Source organism: Burkholderia sp. RF4-BP95 (genome assembly GCF_001521985.1).
GTDB classification, from domain to species: Bacteria; Pseudomonadota; Gammaproteobacteria; order Burkholderiales; family Burkholderiaceae; genus Burkholderia; species Burkholderia diffusa.
In genome coordinates this window covers 142,069-162,650 of the sequence record NZ_LOSX01000092.1, presented here as the reverse complement: position 1 = coordinate 162,650, position 20,582 = coordinate 142,069, and the positions used below count along the sequence as shown (strand labels likewise).

The 20,582-nt window shown below is 66.9% G+C and carries 15 protein-coding genes and 2 tRNA genes; 10 read left to right on the top strand and 7 right to left on the bottom strand.

All coding sequences use genetic code 11. From position 1 onward, the window contains the following. Positions 1 to 12 precede the first annotated feature (12 nt). Positions 13 to 1,230, bottom strand: a complete 1,218-nt coding sequence (locus tag WS46_RS32000) for an MFS transporter (RefSeq protein ID WP_059693375.1) — start codon at positions 1,228 to 1,230, stop codon at positions 13 to 15. 22 nt (positions 1,231 to 1,252) lie between these two features. Next, positions 1,253 to 2,296: a porin gene (locus WS46_RS31995; RefSeq protein ID WP_059693372.1), complete on the bottom strand. Its 1,044-nt coding sequence runs from the start codon at positions 2,294 to 2,296 to the stop codon at positions 1,253 to 1,255. A gap of 302 nt (positions 2,297 to 2,598) precedes the next feature. On the opposite strand from WS46_RS31995, the gene WS46_RS31990 reads away from it, so the two are divergent. Then, a complete protein-coding gene (locus WS46_RS31990) occupies positions 2,599 to 3,744 on the top strand; it encodes a LuxR C-terminal-related transcriptional regulator (protein ID WP_059693370.1) in 1,146 nt (381 codons plus the stop codon). Positions 3,745 to 3,845: 101 nt separating this feature from the next. Continuing rightward, complete coding sequence (locus WS46_RS31985) at positions 3,846 to 4,844, top strand: 2-dehydropantoate 2-reductase (RefSeq protein ID WP_059693367.1); 999 nt, start codon at positions 3,846 to 3,848, stop codon at positions 4,842 to 4,844. A gap of 153 nt (positions 4,845 to 4,997) precedes the next feature. On the opposite strand, the gene WS46_RS31980 is transcribed toward WS46_RS31985, so the two are convergent. Further along, a complete protein-coding gene (locus WS46_RS31980; protein ID WP_059693366.1) occupies positions 4,998 to 5,447 on the bottom strand; it encodes a MarR family winged helix-turn-helix transcriptional regulator in 450 nt (149 codons plus the stop codon). A 62-nt stretch (positions 5,448 to 5,509) separates the two neighbouring features. Continuing rightward, on the bottom strand, positions 5,510 to 6,655 hold the full coding sequence (locus WS46_RS31975; RefSeq protein WP_059693363.1) for a glycerate kinase: 1,146 nt from the start codon (positions 6,653 to 6,655) through the stop codon (positions 5,510 to 5,512). 387 nt (positions 6,656 to 7,042) lie between these two features. Here WS46_RS31975 and tig point away from each other — a divergent pair, with 387 nt between their 5' ends. The 7 genes from tig (at position 7,043) to WS46_RS31940 (ending at position 15,691) form a co-directional block, all read left to right on the top strand. After that, on the top strand, positions 7,043 to 8,389 hold the full coding sequence (gene tig / locus WS46_RS31970) for a trigger factor (RefSeq protein ID WP_059529684.1): 1,347 nt from the start codon (positions 7,043 to 7,045) through the stop codon (positions 8,387 to 8,389). Positions 8,390 to 8,529: 140 nt separating this feature from the next. After that, positions 8,530 to 9,183 (top strand): ATP-dependent Clp endopeptidase proteolytic subunit ClpP, encoded by a 654-nt coding sequence (gene clpP, locus WS46_RS31965; protein ID WP_006496351.1) that lies wholly within the window; start codon positions 8,530 to 8,532, stop codon positions 9,181 to 9,183. Positions 9,184 to 9,347: 164 nt separating this feature from the next. After that, positions 9,348 to 10,619 (top strand): ATP-dependent Clp protease ATP-binding subunit ClpX, encoded by a 1,272-nt coding sequence (gene clpX / locus WS46_RS31960; protein ID WP_006754177.1) that lies wholly within the window; start codon positions 9,348 to 9,350, stop codon positions 10,617 to 10,619. Between the two features lie 197 nt (positions 10,620 to 10,816). After that, the gene (lon, locus tag WS46_RS31955) at positions 10,817 to 13,240 is read left to right on the top strand and encodes an endopeptidase La (protein ID WP_044843675.1); all 2,424 of its coding nucleotides are present in this window, start codon (positions 10,817 to 10,819) and stop codon (positions 13,238 to 13,240) included. Positions 13,241 to 13,443: 203 nt separating this feature from the next. Further along, a tRNA-Val gene (locus WS46_RS31950) sits at positions 13,444 to 13,519 on the top strand. 23 nt (positions 13,520 to 13,542) lie between these two features. Continuing rightward, positions 13,543 to 13,619: transfer RNA gene (locus WS46_RS31945), tRNA-Asp, on the top strand. 137 nt (positions 13,620 to 13,756) lie between these two features. Beyond that, entirely contained in the window at positions 13,757 to 15,691 is a 1,935-nt protein-coding gene (locus WS46_RS31940; RefSeq protein WP_059693361.1) for a SurA N-terminal domain-containing protein, read from the top strand. A 112-nt stretch (positions 15,692 to 15,803) separates the two neighbouring features. Here WS46_RS31940 and WS46_RS31935 read toward each other — a convergent pair whose 3' ends face one another. Beyond that, positions 15,804 to 16,478, bottom strand: a complete 675-nt coding sequence (locus tag WS46_RS31935; protein ID WP_059693358.1) for an arylesterase — start codon at positions 16,476 to 16,478, stop codon at positions 15,804 to 15,806. Here WS46_RS31935 and WS46_RS31930 point away from each other — a divergent pair. Beyond that, positions 16,477 to 17,178 (top strand): ABC transporter ATP-binding protein, encoded by a 702-nt coding sequence (locus WS46_RS31930; RefSeq protein WP_059529693.1) that lies wholly within the window; start codon positions 16,477 to 16,479, stop codon positions 17,176 to 17,178. The genes WS46_RS31935 and WS46_RS31930 overlap by 2 nt on opposite strands. A gap of 75 nt (positions 17,179 to 17,253) precedes the next feature. On the opposite strand, the gene pgi is transcribed toward WS46_RS31930, so the two are convergent. After that, complete coding sequence (gene pgi / locus WS46_RS31925) at positions 17,254 to 18,876, bottom strand: glucose-6-phosphate isomerase (RefSeq protein ID WP_059529697.1); 1,623 nt, start codon at positions 18,874 to 18,876, stop codon at positions 17,254 to 17,256. 111 nt (positions 18,877 to 18,987) lie between these two features. Next, a complete protein-coding gene (locus WS46_RS31920; RefSeq protein ID WP_059693356.1) occupies positions 18,988 to 20,532 on the bottom strand; it encodes an NAD(P)H-hydrate dehydratase in 1,545 nt (514 codons plus the stop codon). Between the last annotated feature and the right edge of the window lie 50 nt (positions 20,533 to 20,582).

The window sequence follows — 20,582 nt, the reverse complement described above, 5'->3', positions numbered from 1 at the left end:
ATCGGTGACCTGTCACGGTTGGGAAGAAACGGAAGTGATGGAAGACCGCGCGCGCCGATCGATATGGCGCAGCGCGGCAAACGACGCGATCGCGACGGCCGTCGCGGCCGCGAACAGCGCGCGCATCGTGCCGCCGGCGTCGAGCAACAGCCCGGCGAGGAGCGGGCCGGCCGCGAGGCCCGCGCCGATCACGAAATTGAGCGTCGCGACGAGGCGTCCGGACGTGTCGATCTGAGCGACGGTCGCGAGAATGAACGGCAGTACGAACGTCCACGCAAACTTGAACGCGAAGATCGCGGCGCCGTAGCCGCTCGCATGCGGCAGCGCGGCGAGTGCGACGAGCGACGCCGCGAGTAGCGCGTAACCGGCGGCCAGCATCGTGCGCCGCGCAAGCCGGCCGCCCGCGCACGATGCGAGCGCCGCGCCGGCTATCCCCATCACGCTCGCGATCGCGAGCACGTTGCCGGTCGATTGCGGGTCGAGTCCGGCTTCCGCCGCCGCGCGGCTCGCGAATGTCCATACGCTGCCGATCGCGAGATAGAAGCTCAGTACCGCGCCGATCGCGAGCGCGACGAAGAGCCGTGGTGCATCCGTCGCGGCGCCGCGCGCGGCCCGGGTCGACGCGGTCCGCGCACCGAGCGTCGCCGGAAAGCCGCGTGACAACGGCGCGGCAACCAGCGCGAGCGCGGCGAGCGCGACGTACAGCGCGCGCAGCCCGAACGCGGCGAACACGTGCGGCAGCATGAACAGGCCAACCGCACCGGCGACCAACTGGCCGACGACCCACAGCCCGTACACACGATCGCTGTTCTCGCTCGTGGCCGCGCTGGTCATGCAGAGCACCATCAACGAGCCGCCGCCAAGCGCGGTGACGGCTCGCAGCGCGAGCAGCGGGCCGAAGCCGGGCATCCACAACGCGGTCAGGAGATTGCCCGCGCCGAACAGCGCGATCGCGCACGCAGCGACGCGGCGCGCATCGACGCGGCCGAGCCACAGGTACGACGGCACGGTCGCGAGGCTGAACGCGCCGAGTTCGACGAAGAAGTAGGTGCCGATCTGCGACGCGGACAGCCCGAGCTGCGTTGCCAGTTGACCGGCTACGGCCGGCGCGACGAGCAGCAGCAGCGGCGTGATGGCCGCGAACACGACGAGCGCGACGAGCGTCGAGCGCGCGAAAGGCGCCGCGCGGCCGTCGGACGACGGCGCGGCATCGGAGCAAAGGGTTTTCATGGCGGGATCTCGCTGGACGGAATCAGAACAGGTGATACATGCCGACCATCGCGCCGAACTGCGATGCGCCGGCGAGCGGTGTCGGGTCGTATTCGTAGACGGTCTGTGAACTCTGGCCGCTGTTGCGCGCATAACCGAGGTTCACGTAGGCGACGGTGCGTTTCGACAGCGCGTAGGTGGTGCTGGCGATGAAGAGCGTCGGGTGACCGATCGCCGGCGTGTGCGAATCGGTGTGGTAGACGCCCGCGTTCAGTCCGATGCCGCCCGGCGTCAGATAACGGGCGCCGCCCCAGACGATCGTGCGCGCCGCATCGAGGTCGCCGGTCAGGCGTTCGACGCCCGCGTAGACGGTGAGCGGCAGCGTCGCGAACGCGTAACGCGCGGCGAGCGTGCCGAGCTCGCGGCGGCGCGCGGACGCGTCCTCCGCGGCTGACGCGTCGCCGTGCGCCTGATGCAGCACCGCGCTGACCGACAGTCCGTTGCTGGCGTACTGACCGCCGAGCTCGAGCACGCGCCCGGCGCGCGTGTTGCCCGCGACGCCGGCGGTCGCGGCGAGGGCCTCGACATCGAAGCCGGCGAACGTCGGAGACTGGTACTTGATCGAGTGGTCGATGAAGTTCGCGTTCATCGGCACGAGCACGCCCTGGCCGCTGTACGACGCGTACCACAGCGGGTCGTAGAACAGCGTCTTGTCGAACAGCACGCTGAACTGACGGCCGAGCGTCACGGTGCCGACGGGCCCCGCGATGCCGACATACGCGCCGCGGAAGAACGCGTAGCCGGGCACGGTCGAGGTGCCGTCGTTGATGTTGAGGCCTTGTTCGAGCTTGAATAGCGCGCGCCAGCCGCCGCCAAGATCCTCGGTGCCCTTCAGCCCGACCTGCGACGGCAGGATGCCGTAGTTCTGCAACTGCACGGCCGCGTGCCGTCCGTCGGCATGCGTCAGGTACTGCACGCCGGCGTCGAGCGCGCCGTACAGCGTGAGGGTCGATTGCGCGTGCGCGGCGAGGCTGCACGCGGCGAGCGCCGCGGCGGTCGCCGTGCGGATGAAGCGGAATGTCGTCACGTGGGGTTCTCCATACCGTCCTGCATCGTTTGTCGTTGGTGTCGTCGCGACGCAGTGTCGGCAGCGGGAAAACCGCTGAACAGTCGTGCAGATGAACGGTGAGGAAAACCCGCGGTGTATGGGATGGACGTACCGCGACACCGCGGCGCGGCGTGCTGCGCAGCAGCAACGGGCGGTGCACCGTTCAAATGGATGGGGTTGCCGCGTGTTCCGGCGACGGGGCCCGCCAAAAATGCCGGTCGCTATAATCGGCCGGTCTGCGTTGCGCGCATCAGCGGCCCGATCGGGCAGGGGAGCGGAAGGTGAGGATCACCACGGATATCAGGCAGGATCCCGATGCGCTGCGCGACGTGCCGGCCGCGATCGTGCTCGACGAATCCGCATGGCCGCCGCTGCCGTCGCGCCGCGCCGATTTCGACGGCGTGACGCGCGGCGACGCGGCGCGACGCGAACTCGGCCTGATGCTGCTCGACCTGTACGCGCTCGCCGCGCAGTCGAGCATCGGCGAATTCGAGTGCCGCTTCTTTTCGCTGCTGCAGGGGCTCATCCCGTTCGACGCCGCATGGACCGGCGTCGCGACGCACGTGCCGACCGGCCCGGTGATGCACAACAGTTTCCTGTACCGTCTTCCGCACGCGTTCTTCAGCGACTGGAAACGCGTGCGCGACTGCGATCCGCTCGCGCAGCGCACGCTGCTCGGCGCGCATGGTCGCGCGGTGCGCTTGTCGGTCGTCGAGCCCGGGTTCGACGCGCGGTTTCGCGACTGGTGCGTGAAGTACGGGCTGGCGCAACTGATGTGCGTGTGTACGCTCGATCGCCGCTTCGGGCTGACGACGTTCATGTCGATCTACCGCCAGGGCCTGAACCGTCCGTTCAGCGACGACGACGCGAGCCGCTTCGAGGAAGTGATTCCGCATCTGGCGGCCGCGCTGACGATCAACCGCGCGGCACAGCTCACGCGCGAGCGTGCCGATGCGGTGGCGCCGGCGGCCCGCGCGCTGTGCGACAACTTCGGCGTGCTGCATCACGCTGACCACGGCTTCGACGACGTGCTGCGGACTGAATGGCCGGCGTGGACGGGCCCGCGCGTGCCGGAGCCGCTGGTCGCGCATGTGCGGCGCCAGTCGGGCCAGCCGTACATCGGCGACGCGCTGCGCATCCAGTGCGTGCCCGTCGCGGGACTGTTCCAGATCGAGGCGCGGCCGCGCTCGCTGCTCGACCGGCTGAGCCCGCGCGAGCTGGCGGCGATCCGCTATTACGGTGCCGGCCGTTCGCACAAGGAGGTCGCGCAGCAGATGGCGATTTCGCCGACGACCGTGCGTCACTATCTGCGCTGCGCGTACCGCAAGCTCGGCATGCACGACAAGAGCCAGATCGCCGGCGTGCTCGGCGCGACGGGCGGCTCGACCGACGACGAGCCAGTGGAGGCGGGCATCGCGCCGCGCTGAATCGCTCATGCGAACACGGTCACGCAGATGCTTGCATGAATGGTTGTATCCACAACCATCTGGCGCTATGCTCGTCAGCTCCCGGTAGACGGATTTCCATCATGAATGACACGAATTCAGGGTCGGTGCGCGCGGCGGTGGTCGGTGTCGGCGCGATCGGCGGGTTGCTCGCGGCCGCGCTGTCGCGGGCCGGCATGACGGTGAGCGCATTCGCGCGCGGCGCGACGCTCGATGCCCTGAACGCGCACGGCGTGCGCGTGATCGACGAAGCGGGCGCCGAGTCGTCGGTCCCGGTGCGTGCGAGCGACGACGCGGCCGCGCTCGGCGTGCAGGACTACGTGGTGATCGCCCTCAAAGCGCAGGCATTGCCGGCGCTGGCCGCGCGCATCGCGCCGCTGGTCGGGCCCGGCACGGTGATCGTCGCCGCGATGAACGGGCTGCCGTGGTGGTTCACGCACGGGTTCGCGGGCCCGCTCGACGGCGTGCCGCTCGATGCGGTCGATCCGGCGGGGGCGGTTTCGGCGGCGCTGCCGCCCGCGCAGGCGATCGGCTGCGTCGTGCACCTGTCGTCGAGCACCGACGCGCCCGGTATCGTGCGCCGCGGTCGCGGCAACCGTCTGATCATTGGCTCGCCCGATCCGCGGCTCGATGCGTCGACTGCGCAATTCGCGGCGGCGCTCGCCGCGGGCGGCTTCGACGTCGAGGCGACCGCGGCGATCCGCACCGAAATCTGGGCAAAGCTGTGGGGCAACATGAACATGAACCCGTTGAGCGCGCTGACGGGTTCGACCGCCTCGCAACTGCTCGACGATCCGTTCACGCACGACCTCGCATTGCGGATGATGGAGGAGGCGGCCGCGATCGGCGCGAAGCTCGGTCTCGATACGGGAATGAGCGGGCCGGAGCGGATTGCCGTGACGCGCAAGCTCGGTGCGTTCAGGACATCGATGCTGCAGGATTTCGAGGCCGGGCGAGCACTGGAAATCGGGCCGATCCTCGGCGTGTTTCCGGAACTGGGACGCAAGCTCGACGTGCCGACGCCTTATTGCGACGCGGTGCTGGGATTGCTGCGCCAGCGTGCGGCGAACAGCGGGCTATAGCGGAGGCGCATGACCGCGCCGATGGCCGGCACGAGAAGAAGGATGAAGAAGTGCCGGGCAGTCGTCCGGTAGCCACGGCAAGAGAAGCCGGGCACGCTGCCTTGGGCCTGCCCTTGCGCGACTCGGGTGGTCCGCAGGCACCCGTATTGCGACTCAGTCGTCGCGTTCGACCGCGTTCGCGACGACCTTGTCGAGCAGTCGCTCGAACGTCTGGCGCTCGCTGTCGGACAGGCAAGCGAGCAAGCCGTCATTCCACTTGCGCACGATCGGCATGATCTTGCGATGCAGCGCGCGGCCGTCGGCGGTCAGCGCGATCAGCACGATCCGGCCGTCTTCCTCGCTCGCGCTGCGCTGGAGCAGCCCCTGGCGCAGCAGCGCTTCCGCCGCGCGGCTCGCCTGGCTCTTGTCGAGGTTGGTGTGGCGAGCGAGATCCATGATCGAAAACGGACCGAAGGCGCCGACGGCGGCGATCACCCGCGCCTCGGGCAGCGAGATGTCCAGCTTGTGCCGGTACACGTCGGCGATCCCGCGGTCGGATCGCTTCGTGAGCGCATGGAGGCGATAGGTCAGAAACTGATCGAGCCCGGCTTGGCGGCCTTTCATGTCGAATCCTGAAGAAAAAGGGCGGGCCCGATTGTTCCTGTATCGCGCGCTCGGGTCAACGGTCAGTGTGCGCCGTACTTCAGCCGTGTCAACTGTTCGGCTTCGTTCGCGAGCAGGTTCGCCGCGTCGCGGATCGCGACGTCGAGCGTGATCGGGCCGGGCGCGGGCGAGAAGCAGCCGGAAAAGTGCTCGGACAGGCGCGGCAGCGCGGCCGGGTCGACCGCGCCCGACAGCAGCGACGCGGGTACGCCCGCGACCCGCGCATGAAGGCAGGCGATGAACGGTGCCTTGCCGTGCAGCGTCTGCACGTCGGAGCGGCCTTCGCCGGTGATCAGCCAGTCGGCGCCGGCCAGCGCGGCATCGAGCCCGATCTGCCGCGCGACGACTTCCGCGCCGGCTTCGAATTGTGCGCCCAGCATGTGGAGTGCGAATCCGAGGCCGCCCGCGGCGCCGGCGCCGGGCAGGTCACGGCCTCGCCGGTCGAGCGCGGCCTCGAGCAGGTCGGCGAAACGGCCGAGCGCGGCGTCGAGGGTCGCAACCTGCTCGGGCGTCACGCCCTTTTGCGGACCGAACACCGCGGTCGCGCCGTGCGTGCCCGTCAGCGGGTTGTCGACGTCGGACATGCCGATGAATTCCGCTTCCTTCAGGCGCGGATCGAGCCCCGACGCGTCGATCCGCGCGATATCGGCGAGCCGCGCCGGGACGGGTTCGACCGGCTGGCCGGCCGCGTCGAAGCATTGCAGGCCGAGGCCCGCGAGCAACCCGGCGCCCGCGTCGTTGGTGCTGCTGCCGCCGAGCGCGACGAAGAAGCGGCGCACACCCTCGTCGAGCAGCGTGCGGATCGCTTCGCCCATGCCGCGCGTGCTGCGCGCGTCGACGGTCACGCTCATGCCGACCGCGTCGGTGATCCCGACGATCTCGGCCGTCTCGACGATCGCGGTGCGCGCGTCGATCACGCCGACCGCCGCGTCGCGTGCCGCGAGCGATGCGCCGGCCACCCGCAGCGTGCGCCGCGTGCCGCCGCCCGCCAGCATCGCGTCGAGCGTGCCTTCGCCGCCGTCGGCCATCGGGCAGCAGCGCACGACCGCGTCGGGACGGGCACGGCGGATGCCGCTGGCGATCGCGTCCGCGACCTGCTCGGCGGAAAGCGAGCCTTTGAACGAATCGGGCGCGATGACGACGACAGGCGCGGACGGGTGTTGCGGCATGGTGTCTCCGGAAGGCGTGATTGGTGTGAAGAATGGCGGCCGCGATCGCGGCGCATCCTCATTCGGAGCTTACAGGATGGTGGGCCCGCGGTGGATACGCCGTTCGGCATAGCGGCGATCCGCGCGCATTGCCGTGCGCGGGAGCGGGCGGCATGGCCGGTCGACATCGTTGTCGTACCGATCTGGCGGTACGAGGAAAATTGTTTGCTAGAATAGTCGATTCTTCCGGCCAAAGCCGTGCTCCGAGCCGCTTGCGCTAGCCATCCGGCGCGTGCAGGGATGGCGTGGCGCTCCGGCGCGGCGTGTGCATGCGATGCACCTCACGCCGCAGGCAGGCACGGCAAGGAAAACCCGATTCGCTCGAATAATTTTAGGACGATTGAAGCCATGGCTAACGTTGTTGAGAACCTCGGCAAGCTTGAACGCCGCGTGACGATTTCCCTGCCGAAGGACACCGTGCAGAAGGAAATCGACGCCCGTATCCAGAAACTCGCGAAGAACGTTCGCATGCCGGGTTTCCGCCCGGGCAAGGTGCCGCTCAAGATGGTCGCCCAGCAGTACGCGGGTCAGGTCGAGGCGGAAGTGCTGAGCGACAAGATCGGCCAGGAATTCTTCACGATCAGCCGCGCGGAAAACCTGCGCGTCGCCGGCCAGCCGAGCTTCGAGCCGAAGCAGGAGCAGGCTGAGGACGCATACGCGTTCGACGCGACGTTCGAGGTTTACCCGGAAGTGAAGATCGGCGATCTGGCGACGGCTGAAGTCGAGCGCTCGACGACGTCGATCGGCGACGCGGAAATCGACCGCACGCTGGAAATCCTGCGCAAGCAGCGCGTGCACTACCACGCTCGCGGCGAAGCCGGCGAGCATGGCGACGGCGGAGCGGACACCGCAGCGAAGAACGGCGACCGCGTGACGGTCGACTTCGTCGGCAAGATCGACGACGTCGCGTTCCAGGGCGGCACGGCCGAAGACTTCCCGTTCGTGCTCGGCGAAGGCCGCATGCTGCCGGAATTCGAAACGGCGGCGCTGGGCCTGAAGGCGGGCGAACAGCGTACGTTCGACCTGAAGTTCCCGGACGATTACCACGGCAAGGACGTGGCGGGCAAGACGGCGCAATTCACGGTCACGATGAAGAAGATCGAGTGGCCGCACATGCCGGAAATCGACGGCGAATTCGCGAAGTCGCTCGGCATCGAAGACGGCGACCTGACGAAGATGCGCGCCGAAATCAAGGAAAACCTCGAGCGCGAAGCGAAGCGTCGCACGCAAGCCATCGTCAAGAACCAGGTGATGGACGCACTGCTGAAGATTTCCGAACTCGACGTGCCGAAGGCGCTGATCGAGCAGGACCAGCAACGTCTCGTCGAAATGGCTCGCCAGGATCTGGCGCAGCGCGGCGTGCCGAACGCGAAGGACGCACCGATCCCGGCCGAGATGTTCGCCGAGCAGGCAGAGCGTCGCGTGAAGCTGGGCCTCGTGCTGGCCGAGCTGGTGAAGTCGAACAGCCTCGAAGCGAAGCCGGAGCAGATCCGCGCGGAAGTCGACGAGTTCGCGAAGAGCTACGAAGACCCGAAGGAAGTGGTCCGCTGGTATTATTCGAACCAGCAGCGCCTCGCCGAGATGGAAGCGTTCGTCGTTGAAAGCAACGTCGTCGACTTCGTGCTGGGCAAGGCAAAGGTGACGGACAAGGAAGTGAGCTTCGAGGCACTCGCGAGCGCATCGGCGCAAGCGTAAGTGTCGCTCTAGCGGCGTGCCGGCTGTCGGAGCGACGGCCCGCACGCCGTTTTTACGTCAAGCGCACGGTTGCCATTAATATGGCGATTGAGCGGGCGGCTTCCCTCCGTTCAATTTTCCATTCGAACAAGGTTCATTGAATGATCACTCGCGCTGAATTGCTGGACATGCTTGCTTCGAACGCGCCGCAGGGTTTCGAGGCGCAAGCGCTGGGGCTGGTGCCGATCGTCGTCGAAACGAGCGGCCGCGGCGAGCGTTCGTACGATATCTATTCGCGTCTCCTGAAGGAGCGCCTGGTGTTCATGGTCGGCGAAGTGAACGACCAGACCGCCAACCTCGTGGTCGCGCAACTGCTGTTCCTCGAGAGCGAGAATCCCGACAAGGACATCAGCCTCTACATCAACAGCCCGGGCGGCTCGGTGTCGGCCGGCATGGCGATCTACGACACGATGCAGTTCATCAAGCCGGACGTGTCGACCCTCTGCATGGGCCTCGCGGCCAGCATGGGCGCGTTCCTGCTCGCGTCGGGCGCGAAGGGCAAGCGTTTCGCGCTGCCGAACTCGCGCGTGATGATTCACCAGCCGCTCGGCGGCGCGCGCGGCCAGGCGTCCGACATCGAGATCCAGGCACGCGAAATCCTCTACCTGAAGGAACGGCTGAACAACCTGCTCGCGCAGCATACGGGTCAGGACGTCGAGCGCATCGCCCGCGACACCGACCGTGATAACTTCATGTCGAGCGAAGATGCGAAGGCGTACGGGTTGATCGATCAGGTGCTGCTGAAGCGCCCGTGAGCTTAAGTGGGGTGCCGCCCCGATTCGCGCGGTGCCCCTGCAACGTCCCGAGTGCTCTGAGCATCTGCGGCAAGCGCATCCAGCCGGCTCCGGTCGCGCCCTAGGCGCGGCGTCCGGAGCATTCGGCGTATCATGTCATTTACCTGTCCGGAGGCTCTACATTCATGGCGGACAAAAAAGGTTCGAACAGCGAGAAGCTGTTGTATTGCTCGTTTTGCGGGAAGAGCCAGCATGAGGTGAAGAAACTCATCGCGGGCCCGTCGGTATTCATCTGCGATGAGTGCATCGACCTCTGCAACGAGATCATTCGCGACGAGGCGGCTGCCGCCGGCGTCGAGGCCAGCCTGTCCCGGTCGGATCTGCCGAGCCCGCAGGAAATTCGCGACATCCTCGATCAGTACGTGATCGGCCAGGAGCGCGCGAAGAAGATCCTCGCGGTGGCCGTGTACAACCACTACAAGCGCCTCAAGCATCTCGACAAGAAGGACGACGTCGAGCTGTCGAAGAGCAACATCCTGCTGATCGGCCCGACGGGCTCCGGCAAGACGCTGCTCGCGCAGACGCTCGCGCGGTTGCTGAACGTGCCGTTCGTGATCGCCGATGCGACGACGCTGACCGAAGCCGGCTACGTCGGCGAGGACGTCGAGAACATCATCCAGAAGCTGTTGCAGAACTGCAACTACGAGGTCGACAAGGCCCAGCGCGGGATCGTCTACATCGACGAAATCGACAAGATCAGCCGCAAGTCGGACAACCCTTCGATCACGCGCGACGTGTCGGGCGAGGGCGTCCAGCAGGCACTGCTGAAGCTCGTCGAGGGCACGATGGCGTCGGTGCCGCCGCAGGGCGGCCGCAAGCACCCGAACCAGGATTTCATTCAGGTCGACACGACCAACATCCTGTTCATCTGCGGCGGTGCGTTCGACGGCCTCGAGAAGGTGATCACCGACCGTACCGAAAAGACGGGCATCGGCTTCGGTGCGACGGTCAAGAGCAAGCAGGAACGCGACGCGGGCGAAGTGCTGCGCGAAACGGAACCGGAAGACCTGATCAAATTCGGTCTGATCCCCGAATTGATCGGCCGTCTGCCGGTGGTCGCGACGCTCGGCAAGCTCGATGAAGCCGCGCTGATGAAGATTCTCGTCGAGCCGAAGAATGCGCTCGTCAAGCAGTATCACAAGCTGTTCGCGATGGAGCGCGTCGAGCTGGAAATCCGGCCGGGTGCGCTGCAGGCAGTCGCCCGCAAGGCGATCCGCCGCAAGACCGGCGCGCGCGGTTTGCGTTCGATCATCGAACAGGCATTGCTCGACGTGATGTACGAGCTGCCGGCGATGAAAGGGGTCAGCAAGGTCATCATCGACGAGAACGTCATCGATGGCGACGGCAAACCCCTGCTGATCTATGAGGACACGCCGAAGGTGGCGGGTTCGAACTGACCGGCTTGCCGACGATGTTCTGCGAAAAAGGCCGTTCATGAGTCCGTGGGCGGCTTTTTTTCGTTTATCTTGTGGGTAACTCTGACTCGACACGCGGTGGTTACTTTCTTACCGAATATTTCCCGCACTTGAAGGCTTGCAATTCGTTGTGGCGGCCTCAATTACCGAACAATTGATTCCACTCATGGGGAAATGAAATGTCAGGCACCCAACTTCTCCCGCCGGAACGCATCACGCTCCCGCTGCTGCCGCTGCGGGATGTCGTCGTTTTCCCGCACATGGTGATTCCGCTCTTCGTGGGCCGGCCGAAATCGATCAAGGCCCTCGAAGCAGCGATGGAAGGCGGCAAGCACATCATGCTCGTCGCCCAGAAAACCGCGGCCAAGGACGAACCGACCGAAAAGGACATGTACGAGGTCGGTTGTATCGCCAACATCCTGCAGATGCTGAAGCTGCCGGACGGCACCGTGAAGGTGCTCGTCGAGGGCCTGCAGCGTGCGAAGGCGTTGTCGATCGAAGAGCAGGAGACGCAGTTCTCCTGTGAAGTAATGCCGCTCGAGCCCGATCACGCCGACAGCGCGGAAACGGAAGCGCTGCGCCGTGCGATCGTGTCGCAGTTCGACCAGTACGTGAAGCTGAACAAGAAAATCCCGCCGGAGATTCTCACGTCGCTGTCGGGCATCGATGAAGCCGGTCGCCTCGCGGACATGATCGCCGAGCGTCTGCCGCTTAAGCTCGACCAGAAGCAGCACATCCTCGAGATGTTCCCGGTCATCGAGCGCCTCGAGCACCTGCTCGCGCAGCTCGAAGCCGAGATCGACATCCTGCAGGTCGAAAAGCGCATCCGCGGGCGCGTGAAGCGCCAGATGGAAAAGAGCCAGCGCGAGTACTACCTGAACGAGCAGGTCAAGGCGATCCAGAAGGAACTGGGCGAAGGCGAAGAGGGTGCGGACCTCGAGGAACTCGAGAAGCGCATCAACGCCGCGCGCATGCCGAAGGAAGCGAAGAAGAAGGCCGATGCCGAGCTCAAGAAGCTGAAGCTGATGTCGCCGATGTCGGCCGAAGCGACCGTCGTGCGCAACTACATCGACACGCTGATCGGCCTGCCGTGGCGCAAGAAGAGCAAGGTCAACAACGACCTGTCGAACGCCGAGCAGGTGCTCGACGAGGATCACTTCGGCCTCGAGAAGGTGAAGGAACGTATCCTCGAGTACCTCGCGGTGCAACAGCGCGTGGACAAGGTGAAGGCGCCGATCCTGTGCCTCGTCGGGCCCCCGGGCGTCGGCAAGACCTCGCTCGGCCAGTCGATCGCTCGCGCGACGAACCGCAAGTTCGTCCGGATGGCGCTCGGCGGCGTGCGTGACGAAGCCGAGATCCGCGGTCACCGCCGCACGTACATCGGCTCGATGCCGGGCAAGATCCTGCAAAGCCTGGCGAAGGTCGGCGTGCGCAATCCGCTCTTCCTGCTCGACGAAGTCGACAAGATGGGCATGGATTTCCGCGGCGATCCGTCGTCGGCGCTGCTCGAAGTGCTCGATCCGGAACAGAACCACACGTTCGCCGACCACTACATCGAAGTCGACTTCGACCTGTCGGACGTGATGTTCGTCGCGACGTCGAACTCGCTGAACATCCCGCCGCCGCTGCTCGACCGGATGGAAGTGATTCGTCTGTCGGGTTACACGGAAGACGAGAAGGTCAGCATCGCGCAGCGCTACCTGCTGCCGAAGCAGAAGAAGAACAACGGTCTGAAGGACGGCGAGATCGAGGTCACCGAGCAGGCGATCCGCGACATCATCCGCTACTACACGCGCGAAGCCGGTGTGCGTTCGCTCGAGCGGGAAGTGTCGAAGATCTGCCGCAAGGTCGTGAAGATGCTGTTGCTGAAGAAGGCATCGGGCGCGATCAAGGTCGATGGCGAGAACCTCGATACGTTCCTCGGCGTGCGCAAGTACGACTTCGGCCTCGCGGCGAAGGAAAACCAGGTCGGTCAGGTGACGGGCCTCGCGTGGACGGAAGTCGGCGGCGACCTGCTGACGATCGAAGCCGCGGTGATGCCGGGCAAGGGCAACGTGATCCGCACGGGCTCGCTCGGCGACGTGATGAAGGAGTCGGTCGAGGCCGCACGTTCGGTCGTGCGCTCGCGTTCGCGCCGTCTGGGTATCAAGGACGAGGCGTTCGAGAAGCAGGACATCCACATCCACGTGCCGGAAGGCGCGACGCCGAAGGACGGTCCGTCCGCCGGCGGTGCGATGACGACCGCGCTGGTGTCGGTGCTGACGGGAATCCCCGTGCGTGCCGATGTCGCGATGACGGGCGAGATCACGCTGCGTGGCGAAGTGCTGCCGATCGGCGGGCTGAAGGAAAAGCTGCTGGCAGCGCATCGCGGCGGCATCAAGCTCGTGCTGATCCCGGAAGAGAACGTGAAGGATCTCGCGGACATTCCGGACAACGTGAAGAACGCGATCGAGATCGTGCCGGTCCGCTGGATCGACAAGGTGCTCGAGCTCGCGCTCGAACGTACGCCGACCCCGCTGCCGCCGGAAGAAGAGGCGAAGGCTGCGGCACCGGTCGGCGAGGCGGCGAAGGATGCCGGCTCGACGGAAGTCGTCAAGCACTGAAAACCTGAACGCCGTCTCTGACGGTTGTTCACGAAACCCGCGGCGTGTCCGCGGGTTTTTTATGTGCGTCGACATCGTGGGTTGAGCGGCGCGTTAAATTTTTTGCGCACGGGCTTGGCAAAATGATCGGGGATGAATTAAACTTGCGGGCTCGCTGGTTGTTGATGCCGAAACGCAGATCGCAGCCAGAACGAATCGGAAACGGGTGCTTAGCTCAGCTGGTAGAGCGGCGCCCTTACAAGGCGTAGGTCGGGGGTTCGAACCCCTCAGCACCCACCAGTTTCCTGATTCAGCCAGACCAAGGAGCGGTAGTTCAGTCGGTTAGAATACCGGCCTGTCACGCCGGGGGTCGCGGGTTCGAGTCCCGTCCGCTCCGCCAAAAAATGAGAAAGCCCGCCATGTGCGGGCTTTTTCATTTGCGTCGTCGGTTGCGCCCGTTCGTTGCGCACCTGCTTTTCTCCCGTGCCACCCCGTATGTTGTAATATCGGACGTTTTGTCCAATTTTCCCGTCACGCATGCTCGATTTCTTCCGTAATCACCAGCGCCTGATGATGGCGCTCCTGCTCCTGATCGTGTTGCCGGGGCTGGGTTTCGTCGGGATCCAAGGTTTCCGCGGCTTCTTCGACGACAGCGCGAACGTCGCGGCGGTCAACGGGCACAAGATCACGCGGGTCGAATTCGACGGCGCGTTCCGCCAGCAGATCGACCAGGCGCGCCAGGCGCTCGGCGGGCAGTTCGACATCAAGGCATTCGACACGCCCGAACATCGCAAGCAAGTGCTCGACGGCCTGATCCAGCAACGCGTGCTGGCCGACGAGACGCAGCGCCTGCACCTGACCGCATCCGACAACGCGGTGCGCGACGCGCTGATGAGCGACCCGATGATCGCGTCGCTGAAGAAACCCGACGGTACGATCGACGTCCAGCGCTACGCGCAACTGTTGTCGTTCCAGGGGATGACGCCCGAGCAGTACCAGGAGCGCGTGCGCTACAGCCTCGCGCTGCAGCAGATTCCGGCGAGCATCGTGGCGAGCGCGTTCACGCCGAAGGGGCCGGCGCAACGACTGTCGGAACTGGCTGCGCAGCAGCGTGAAGTGCAGGCGCTCGTGCTGAAGACGAGCGACTACGCGTCGAAGGTGCAGCCGACCGACGCACAGCTTACCGCATACTACGACGCGCACAAGCAGGGCTTCGCGACGCCGGAAACCGCGACGATCCAGTATCTCGTCTATTCGCCGGCCGCTGCCGCCGCGAGCGCGCAGCCGACCGATGCCGACATCAAGAAGTTCTACGACGACAACCCGACGCACTTCCGCTCGGAAGCGCAGGTGCGCGTGAGCCACATCTTCATCGCCGCGGCGAGCGACGCAAGCGCGGCCGACAAGGCGGCCGCGAAGGCGAAGGCCGAGCAGTTGCTGGCCGACGTGAAGGCGCATCCGGACCAGTTCGCGCAGATTGCGCAGAAGAACTCGCAGGACGCGCCGTCGGCGGCGAAGGGCGGCGATCTGGGCTTCATCACGCGGGGCTCGACGGCGGGCGGCAAGGCGTTCGACGATGCCGCGTTCGCGCTGAAGCAGGGCGACGTGAGCGGTATCGTGCAATCGGATCTCGGTTTCCACATCCTGAAGGCGACCGAAGTGAAGCCGTCGGTGGTCAAGCCGCTCGCGGACGTGAAGGACCAGATCGCAGTCGACCTGAAGCAGCAATACGCGGCGAAGGCGTTCTCGGACAACGCGGAAGGCTTCACGTCGACCGTCTATGAAAAGGCGAAGACGCTGCAGCCGGCCGCCGACAAGTACAAGCTGACGATCCAGACGGCCACCGTCACGCCGACGCCGAATCCGCAACTGCCGCCGACGAGCCCGCTGAACAATCCGAAGTTCCTCGCTGCGGTGTTCGCGAACGACTCGGTGAAGAGCCAGAACAACACGCAGGCGATCGACGTGGGCAACAACACGCTGATCTCGGCGCGCGTGACGGACTACAAGCCGGCGGCCGTGCCGGCGCTCGACACGATCAAGGACGCGGTGCGTCAGAAGGTCATCGCCGAGCAGGCCGCGGAACGCGCGAAGAAGGACGGCGCGGCGAAGCTGGCCGAGCTGCAGAAGTCGAAGTCGGTCGATGGCTTCACGGCCGCGCAGAAGGTGTCGCGCACGCAGTCGCAGGGCCTGACGCCGGCGGCGCTGAGCGCCGTCTACAAGGTCGATGCGAAGACACTGCCGGCATACGTCGGTGTCGATCTCGGCGCGGACGGCTACGCGATCTATCGCGTGAACGCGGTGATCCCGGGCACGGCCGTCGATCCGCAGCAGCTCGCGGCCGCGCAGCAGCAGATGGCGCAGGTCGAAGCGCAAAGCGAAGGCGAGGCGTATCTCGCCGCGCTGCGCGACCGCTCGAAGGTGAAGCTGTACGGCACCACGCAGAGCCAGTCGCAGGATGGCGGCAACTAAACCGCGGCCAAGCGACAACCCAGCGAAGCGCCGTTCACGGTTTCGCGTGCAGCAACACAAAGCCCCGCTCGACGCGGGGCTTTTTGCTTTCCGGCGATGGCGCGCCGCGAGGTCAGCCGCGCGGCTTGCCGAGCAGCGGCTTCAGCGCCGGCCAGACGTTGTCGAGCAGGATGCCCTGTGCCTGCTGCGCGGGATGCATCTGGTCCGACTGGAACATCTCCGGCTTGTTCTCGATGCCGGCCAGCAGGAATGGCACGAGCGGTACGCCGAGTTCCTTCGACAGGCGCGTGTAGACCGCATGGAATTTCTGCGTGTAATCGGGCCCGTAGTTGGGCGGCACGTACATGCCGACCAGCACGACCTTCGCGCGCGCTTGCCGCGCATCGGCGATGATGTCGCGCAGGTTCTGTTCGGTCGTCGCGAGCGGCACGCCGCGCAGCGCGTCGTTCGAGCCGAGCTCGACGACGACGATCGACGGCTTGAGCCGTTGCAGCACCGCAGGCAGTCGCGCGCGGCCGCCGCTCGTGGTGTCGCCGCTGACGCTTGCGTTCGCGACGCTATAATCGATTCGCTCGGTCGCGAGCCGTTGCCGCAGCAACGCAACCCAGCCGGTGTCGCGTGGCAACCCGTATTCGGCCGACAGGCTGTCGCCGAGCACGACGAGCGCGGGCTGGCCCGATGTCGAGGCCGCCGCCGTTGCGGCGCGTGCGGGCACGTTTGCTGCGAGCAGGGTACCCAGCAGCGCGGCGAACGCCGCGCGTCTTTTCCAGCGGAATGTCGTGTCCATGTTCAAGATTACCGATCCGATCATCGAAGTCCATGACGTGTGCAAGCGGGTCGCCGACGCAACGGGCGAGCTGACGATCCTCGACGGCATCACGTTCGCCGTGCGGCCCGGCAGCAGCCTCGCGATCGTCGGTGCATCAGGATCGGGCAAATCGACGCTGCTCGGCCTGCTTGCGGGATTGGACAGCGCGACGAGCGGCACGGTTCGCCTGCTCGGCCGCGCGCTCGACCAGCTCGACGAGGACGAGCGCGCCGCGCTGCGCAATGGCGCGGTCGGATTCGTGTTCCAGTCGTTTCAGTTGATGCCGCACCTGACGGCACTCGAGAACGTGATGCTTCCGCTCGAGCTGCAAGGCGGCATCAACGCGCGCGACGCCGCCGATCGGGCGCGTGCGTTGCTCGTGCAGGTCGGTCTCGGCGAGCGCACCGCGCATTATCCGAAGCTGCTGTCGGGTGGCGAGCAACAGCGCGTCGCGCTTGCGCGCGCGTTCGTCACGCATCCCGCAATCCTGTTCGCCGACGAACCGACCGGCAGTCTCGATGCAGCCACCGGCCACGCCGTCATCGACCTGATGTTCAAACTGAACCGCACGCACGGCGCAACGCTCGTGCTCGTCACGCACGATGCCGAACTCGCGCGGCGCTGCGCGACGACGATCACCATCGACGCCGGCCGCATCGTCGCGCCGCACGCGGCATAGCGCGAGACCGAATTTCTTGCCGGCCGCGCAGGGTGGCTCACCCGGTGCGGCCGGCGTGCGTTCGATGCTGTCGCGTCAGCGCTTGAGCGCCGCACGCGCGCGCTCGATCAGCGCGGTCGTCGACGAATCGTGCTTCGCGGGATCGACCGATTCGGCCGACAGGTCGGCTTCGACGACCTTGCCGAGAATCTTGCCGAGCTCGACGCCCCACTGGTCGAACGGATTGATGTCCCACACCGTTGCCTGCACCAGCACCTTGTGCTCGTAGAGCGCGATCAGCGCGCCAAGCGTGCGCGGCGTCAGCGCATCCACCAGCAGCGTCGTCGTCGGGCGGTTGCCGGGGAAGGTCAGGTGCGGCGCGAGCGCTTCCTTGCCGGGGCCGGCGACCTTGCGCGCTTCGTCGAGCGTGCGGCCGAGCATCAGCGCTTCACTCTGCGCGAAGCAGTTCGCGAGCAGCTTCGGATGATGGCTCGCGAGCGGATGCTCGGGCGTCAGCACCGCGATGAAGTCGATCGGCACGATCGTCGGGCCCTGGTGCAGCATCTGGAAAAACGCGTGCTGGCCGTTGGTACCAGGCTCGCCCCACGTGACGGCCGACGTCGGGTAGTCGACGAACGTGCCGTCCAGGCGTGCGGACTTGCCGTTGCTTTCCATCTCGAGCTGCTGCAGGTACGACGGCAGGTAGTGCAGCGCTTCCGAATACGGCGCGACGAGATAGCTCTGCGAGCCGAAGAAGTTGCGATACCAGATGCCGATCAGGCCGAGCAGCACCGGCAGGTTGCGCTCGAGCGGCGCTTCGCGGAAATGGCGATCCATGTCGTTCGCGCCCGCGAGGAGTTCGTCGAACTGCTCGGGCCCGATCGCGATCATGATCGACAGGCCGACCGCCGACCACAGCGAATAGCGGCCGCCGACCCAGTCCCACATTTCGAACACGTTGTCGGCGGAGATGCCGAACTTCACGACTTCGGCCGGGTTCGCCGACACGCCGACGAAGTGCTTCGCCAGCGCATCTTCCGGGCAGCCGCGCGCGACGAACCAGTCGCGCAGCGAGCGTGCGTTCGTCATCGTCTCGAGCGTCGTGAAGGTCTTGGACACGATGATCGCGAGCGTTTCCTCCGGGTCGACCTGTTCGAGCACGCGCGCGAGATCGGCGCCGTCGACGTTCGATACGAAATGAGTCGAAATGTCGGGCGTCGCGACATGGTGCAGCGCATGCGTGACCATCTTCGGTCCGAGATCCGAGCCGCCGATGCCGATGTTGATCACGTGGCGGATGCGCTTGCCGGTGTAGCCGGTCCACGCGCCGCTGCGCACGGCGCGTGCGAAGGTCGCCATCTTCGCGCGCTCGGCGCTGACCTGCGCATGGAACGGCGCGTGCGGGTCGGTCGCGCGCAATGCCGTGTGCAGCGCGGCGCGGCCTTCGGTCGGGTTGACGATCTCGCCGGCGAACATCGCGTCGCGGCGCGCCTCGACGCCCGCTTCGCGGGCCAGCTGCACGAGCAGGCGCAGCGTGTCGTCGTTGATGCGGTTCTTCGAGAAGTCGGCCGCAAGGCCGCCGCCGGGGATCGTGAAGCGTTCGGCGCGGGTCGGCGCGCGGTCGTTTTCCGGCGCGAACCAGTCGCGCAGCCGCGCATGGCGGATTTGTTCGAAGTGGGATTGAAGGGCAGTCCAGGCGGGGAGCGAATTCAGCGTCATGGCGGTTCGAGTGAAGCGTGAATCGGGAGGAATGCCGCGCCGGCGCATCGGGATCGGAACGCCGGCGGACGAGCGGGCCCGCCGTGCGGCGGGGCACCCAGTATAGCGGCGTTATATGTCGGCGCGCGCCGACGGGTAAAAAAGGCGATTGATCAGCGTGCGCACCATCGGCGCGAGTTCGCCCGCGGTGAGGCCGGCCGGCCCCGTGCCGTTCGCGGTCAGCGTGTCGGCCGCGAGGCCGTGCAGGTATACGCCCGCAAGGGCGGCTTCGTACGGCGCGACGCGCTGCGCGAGCAACGCGCCGATCAGGCCGCCGAGCACGTCGCCGGTGCCGCCGGTGGCGAGCGCCGCATTGCCGGTCGGATTGATCGTCAGGCGGCCGTCGGGCGCCGCAATCACCGTGCCCGAACCCTTCAGCACGACGATGCTCGCGTAGCGTGCGGCCAGCGCCTGCGCCGCGGCCAGCCGGTCGTGCTGCACCGTCGCAGTATCGCTGCCGAGCAGCCGCGCTGCCTCGAGCGGATGCGGTGTCAGCACGCACGCGTTGCCCCGGGCGCCGCGGGCGGCGACGGCGGCGGCGAGGTCGGCGTGCGTCGCGACGAGGTTCAGCGCGTCGGCGTCGAGCAGCGTCGCGGCGTCCTGCGCGAGCACGTCGCGCACGAGGGTGACCGCGGCCTCGCGCGCGCCGAGGCCGCAGCCTGCCGCGATCGCGGACATCGCATCGAGCTCGAGGCTGTCCGCGGGATGCAGCATCAGTTCGGGAAACGGCGGGTCGTACGGCGGCGCGCCGGCACCGAGAAAGCCGACATGCACCTTGCCGGCGCCCGCGAACAGCGCGGCACGCGCGGCGAGAATCGGCGCGCCGCACATGCCGGTGTCGCCGCCGAGCACCGCCAGGCTGCCGAACGTGCCCTTGTGCGAAGCGAACGCGCGGGCGGGCAGCGCGGCGGCGAACCGTGCCGGTGCATTCAGCACGACGGCCGGCGCGGCGGGCGGTGCGACGTCGAGCGACGCGATGTCGATCTCGCCGGCGAGGTCGCGGCCGTCGCCGGTATAAAGCCCCGGCTTCGCGCCGATGAAGGTGAGCGTGTGCGTCGCGGTGACGGCCACGCCCGCGCCGACGATCCGGCCCGTGTCGCTGTCGAGCCCGCTCGGTACGTCGAGCGCGAGCACGCGGCCGCCGCTTCGGGCATGTGCGGCGATGCGCGCGGCCTGGGCGGCGAACGGTCCGTCGAGTGCGCGCGCAAGGCCGATGCCGAACAACCCGTCGACGACCCACGCGAAATCGTCGAGCGAGGCGGGCGGTTCGGTCGACAGCGGCACGCCGGCCGCGCGCGCGAGGCCGAGCGCCCATTGCGCATCGTCCGGCTTGACCGGCACCGGCATCCAGGCCTGCGTCGCGACGCCGAGCTGCTGCAGTTGCGCGGCGGCCACCAGCGCGTCGCCGCCGTTGTTGCCGGGGCCGACCGCGAACCAGACCGGGCGGTCGTCTCCGGCCACCCGTTCGGACAGCCAGCGCGCGGCGGCGGTGCCCGCGCGGCCCATCAGCGTGTGCGGCGGCAGTTCGGCGGTCGCGGCGGCCTCGGCCGCGCGCAGGTCGGCGACGCGCAGCAGCGCGAGCGGGGCGGAGTCGGGAAGCGGGCGGGGATTCGTCATCGCGGGGTCATGGCGGCGGGAGGAGGCCGCCCCGGGACGGGCCCGTGGCG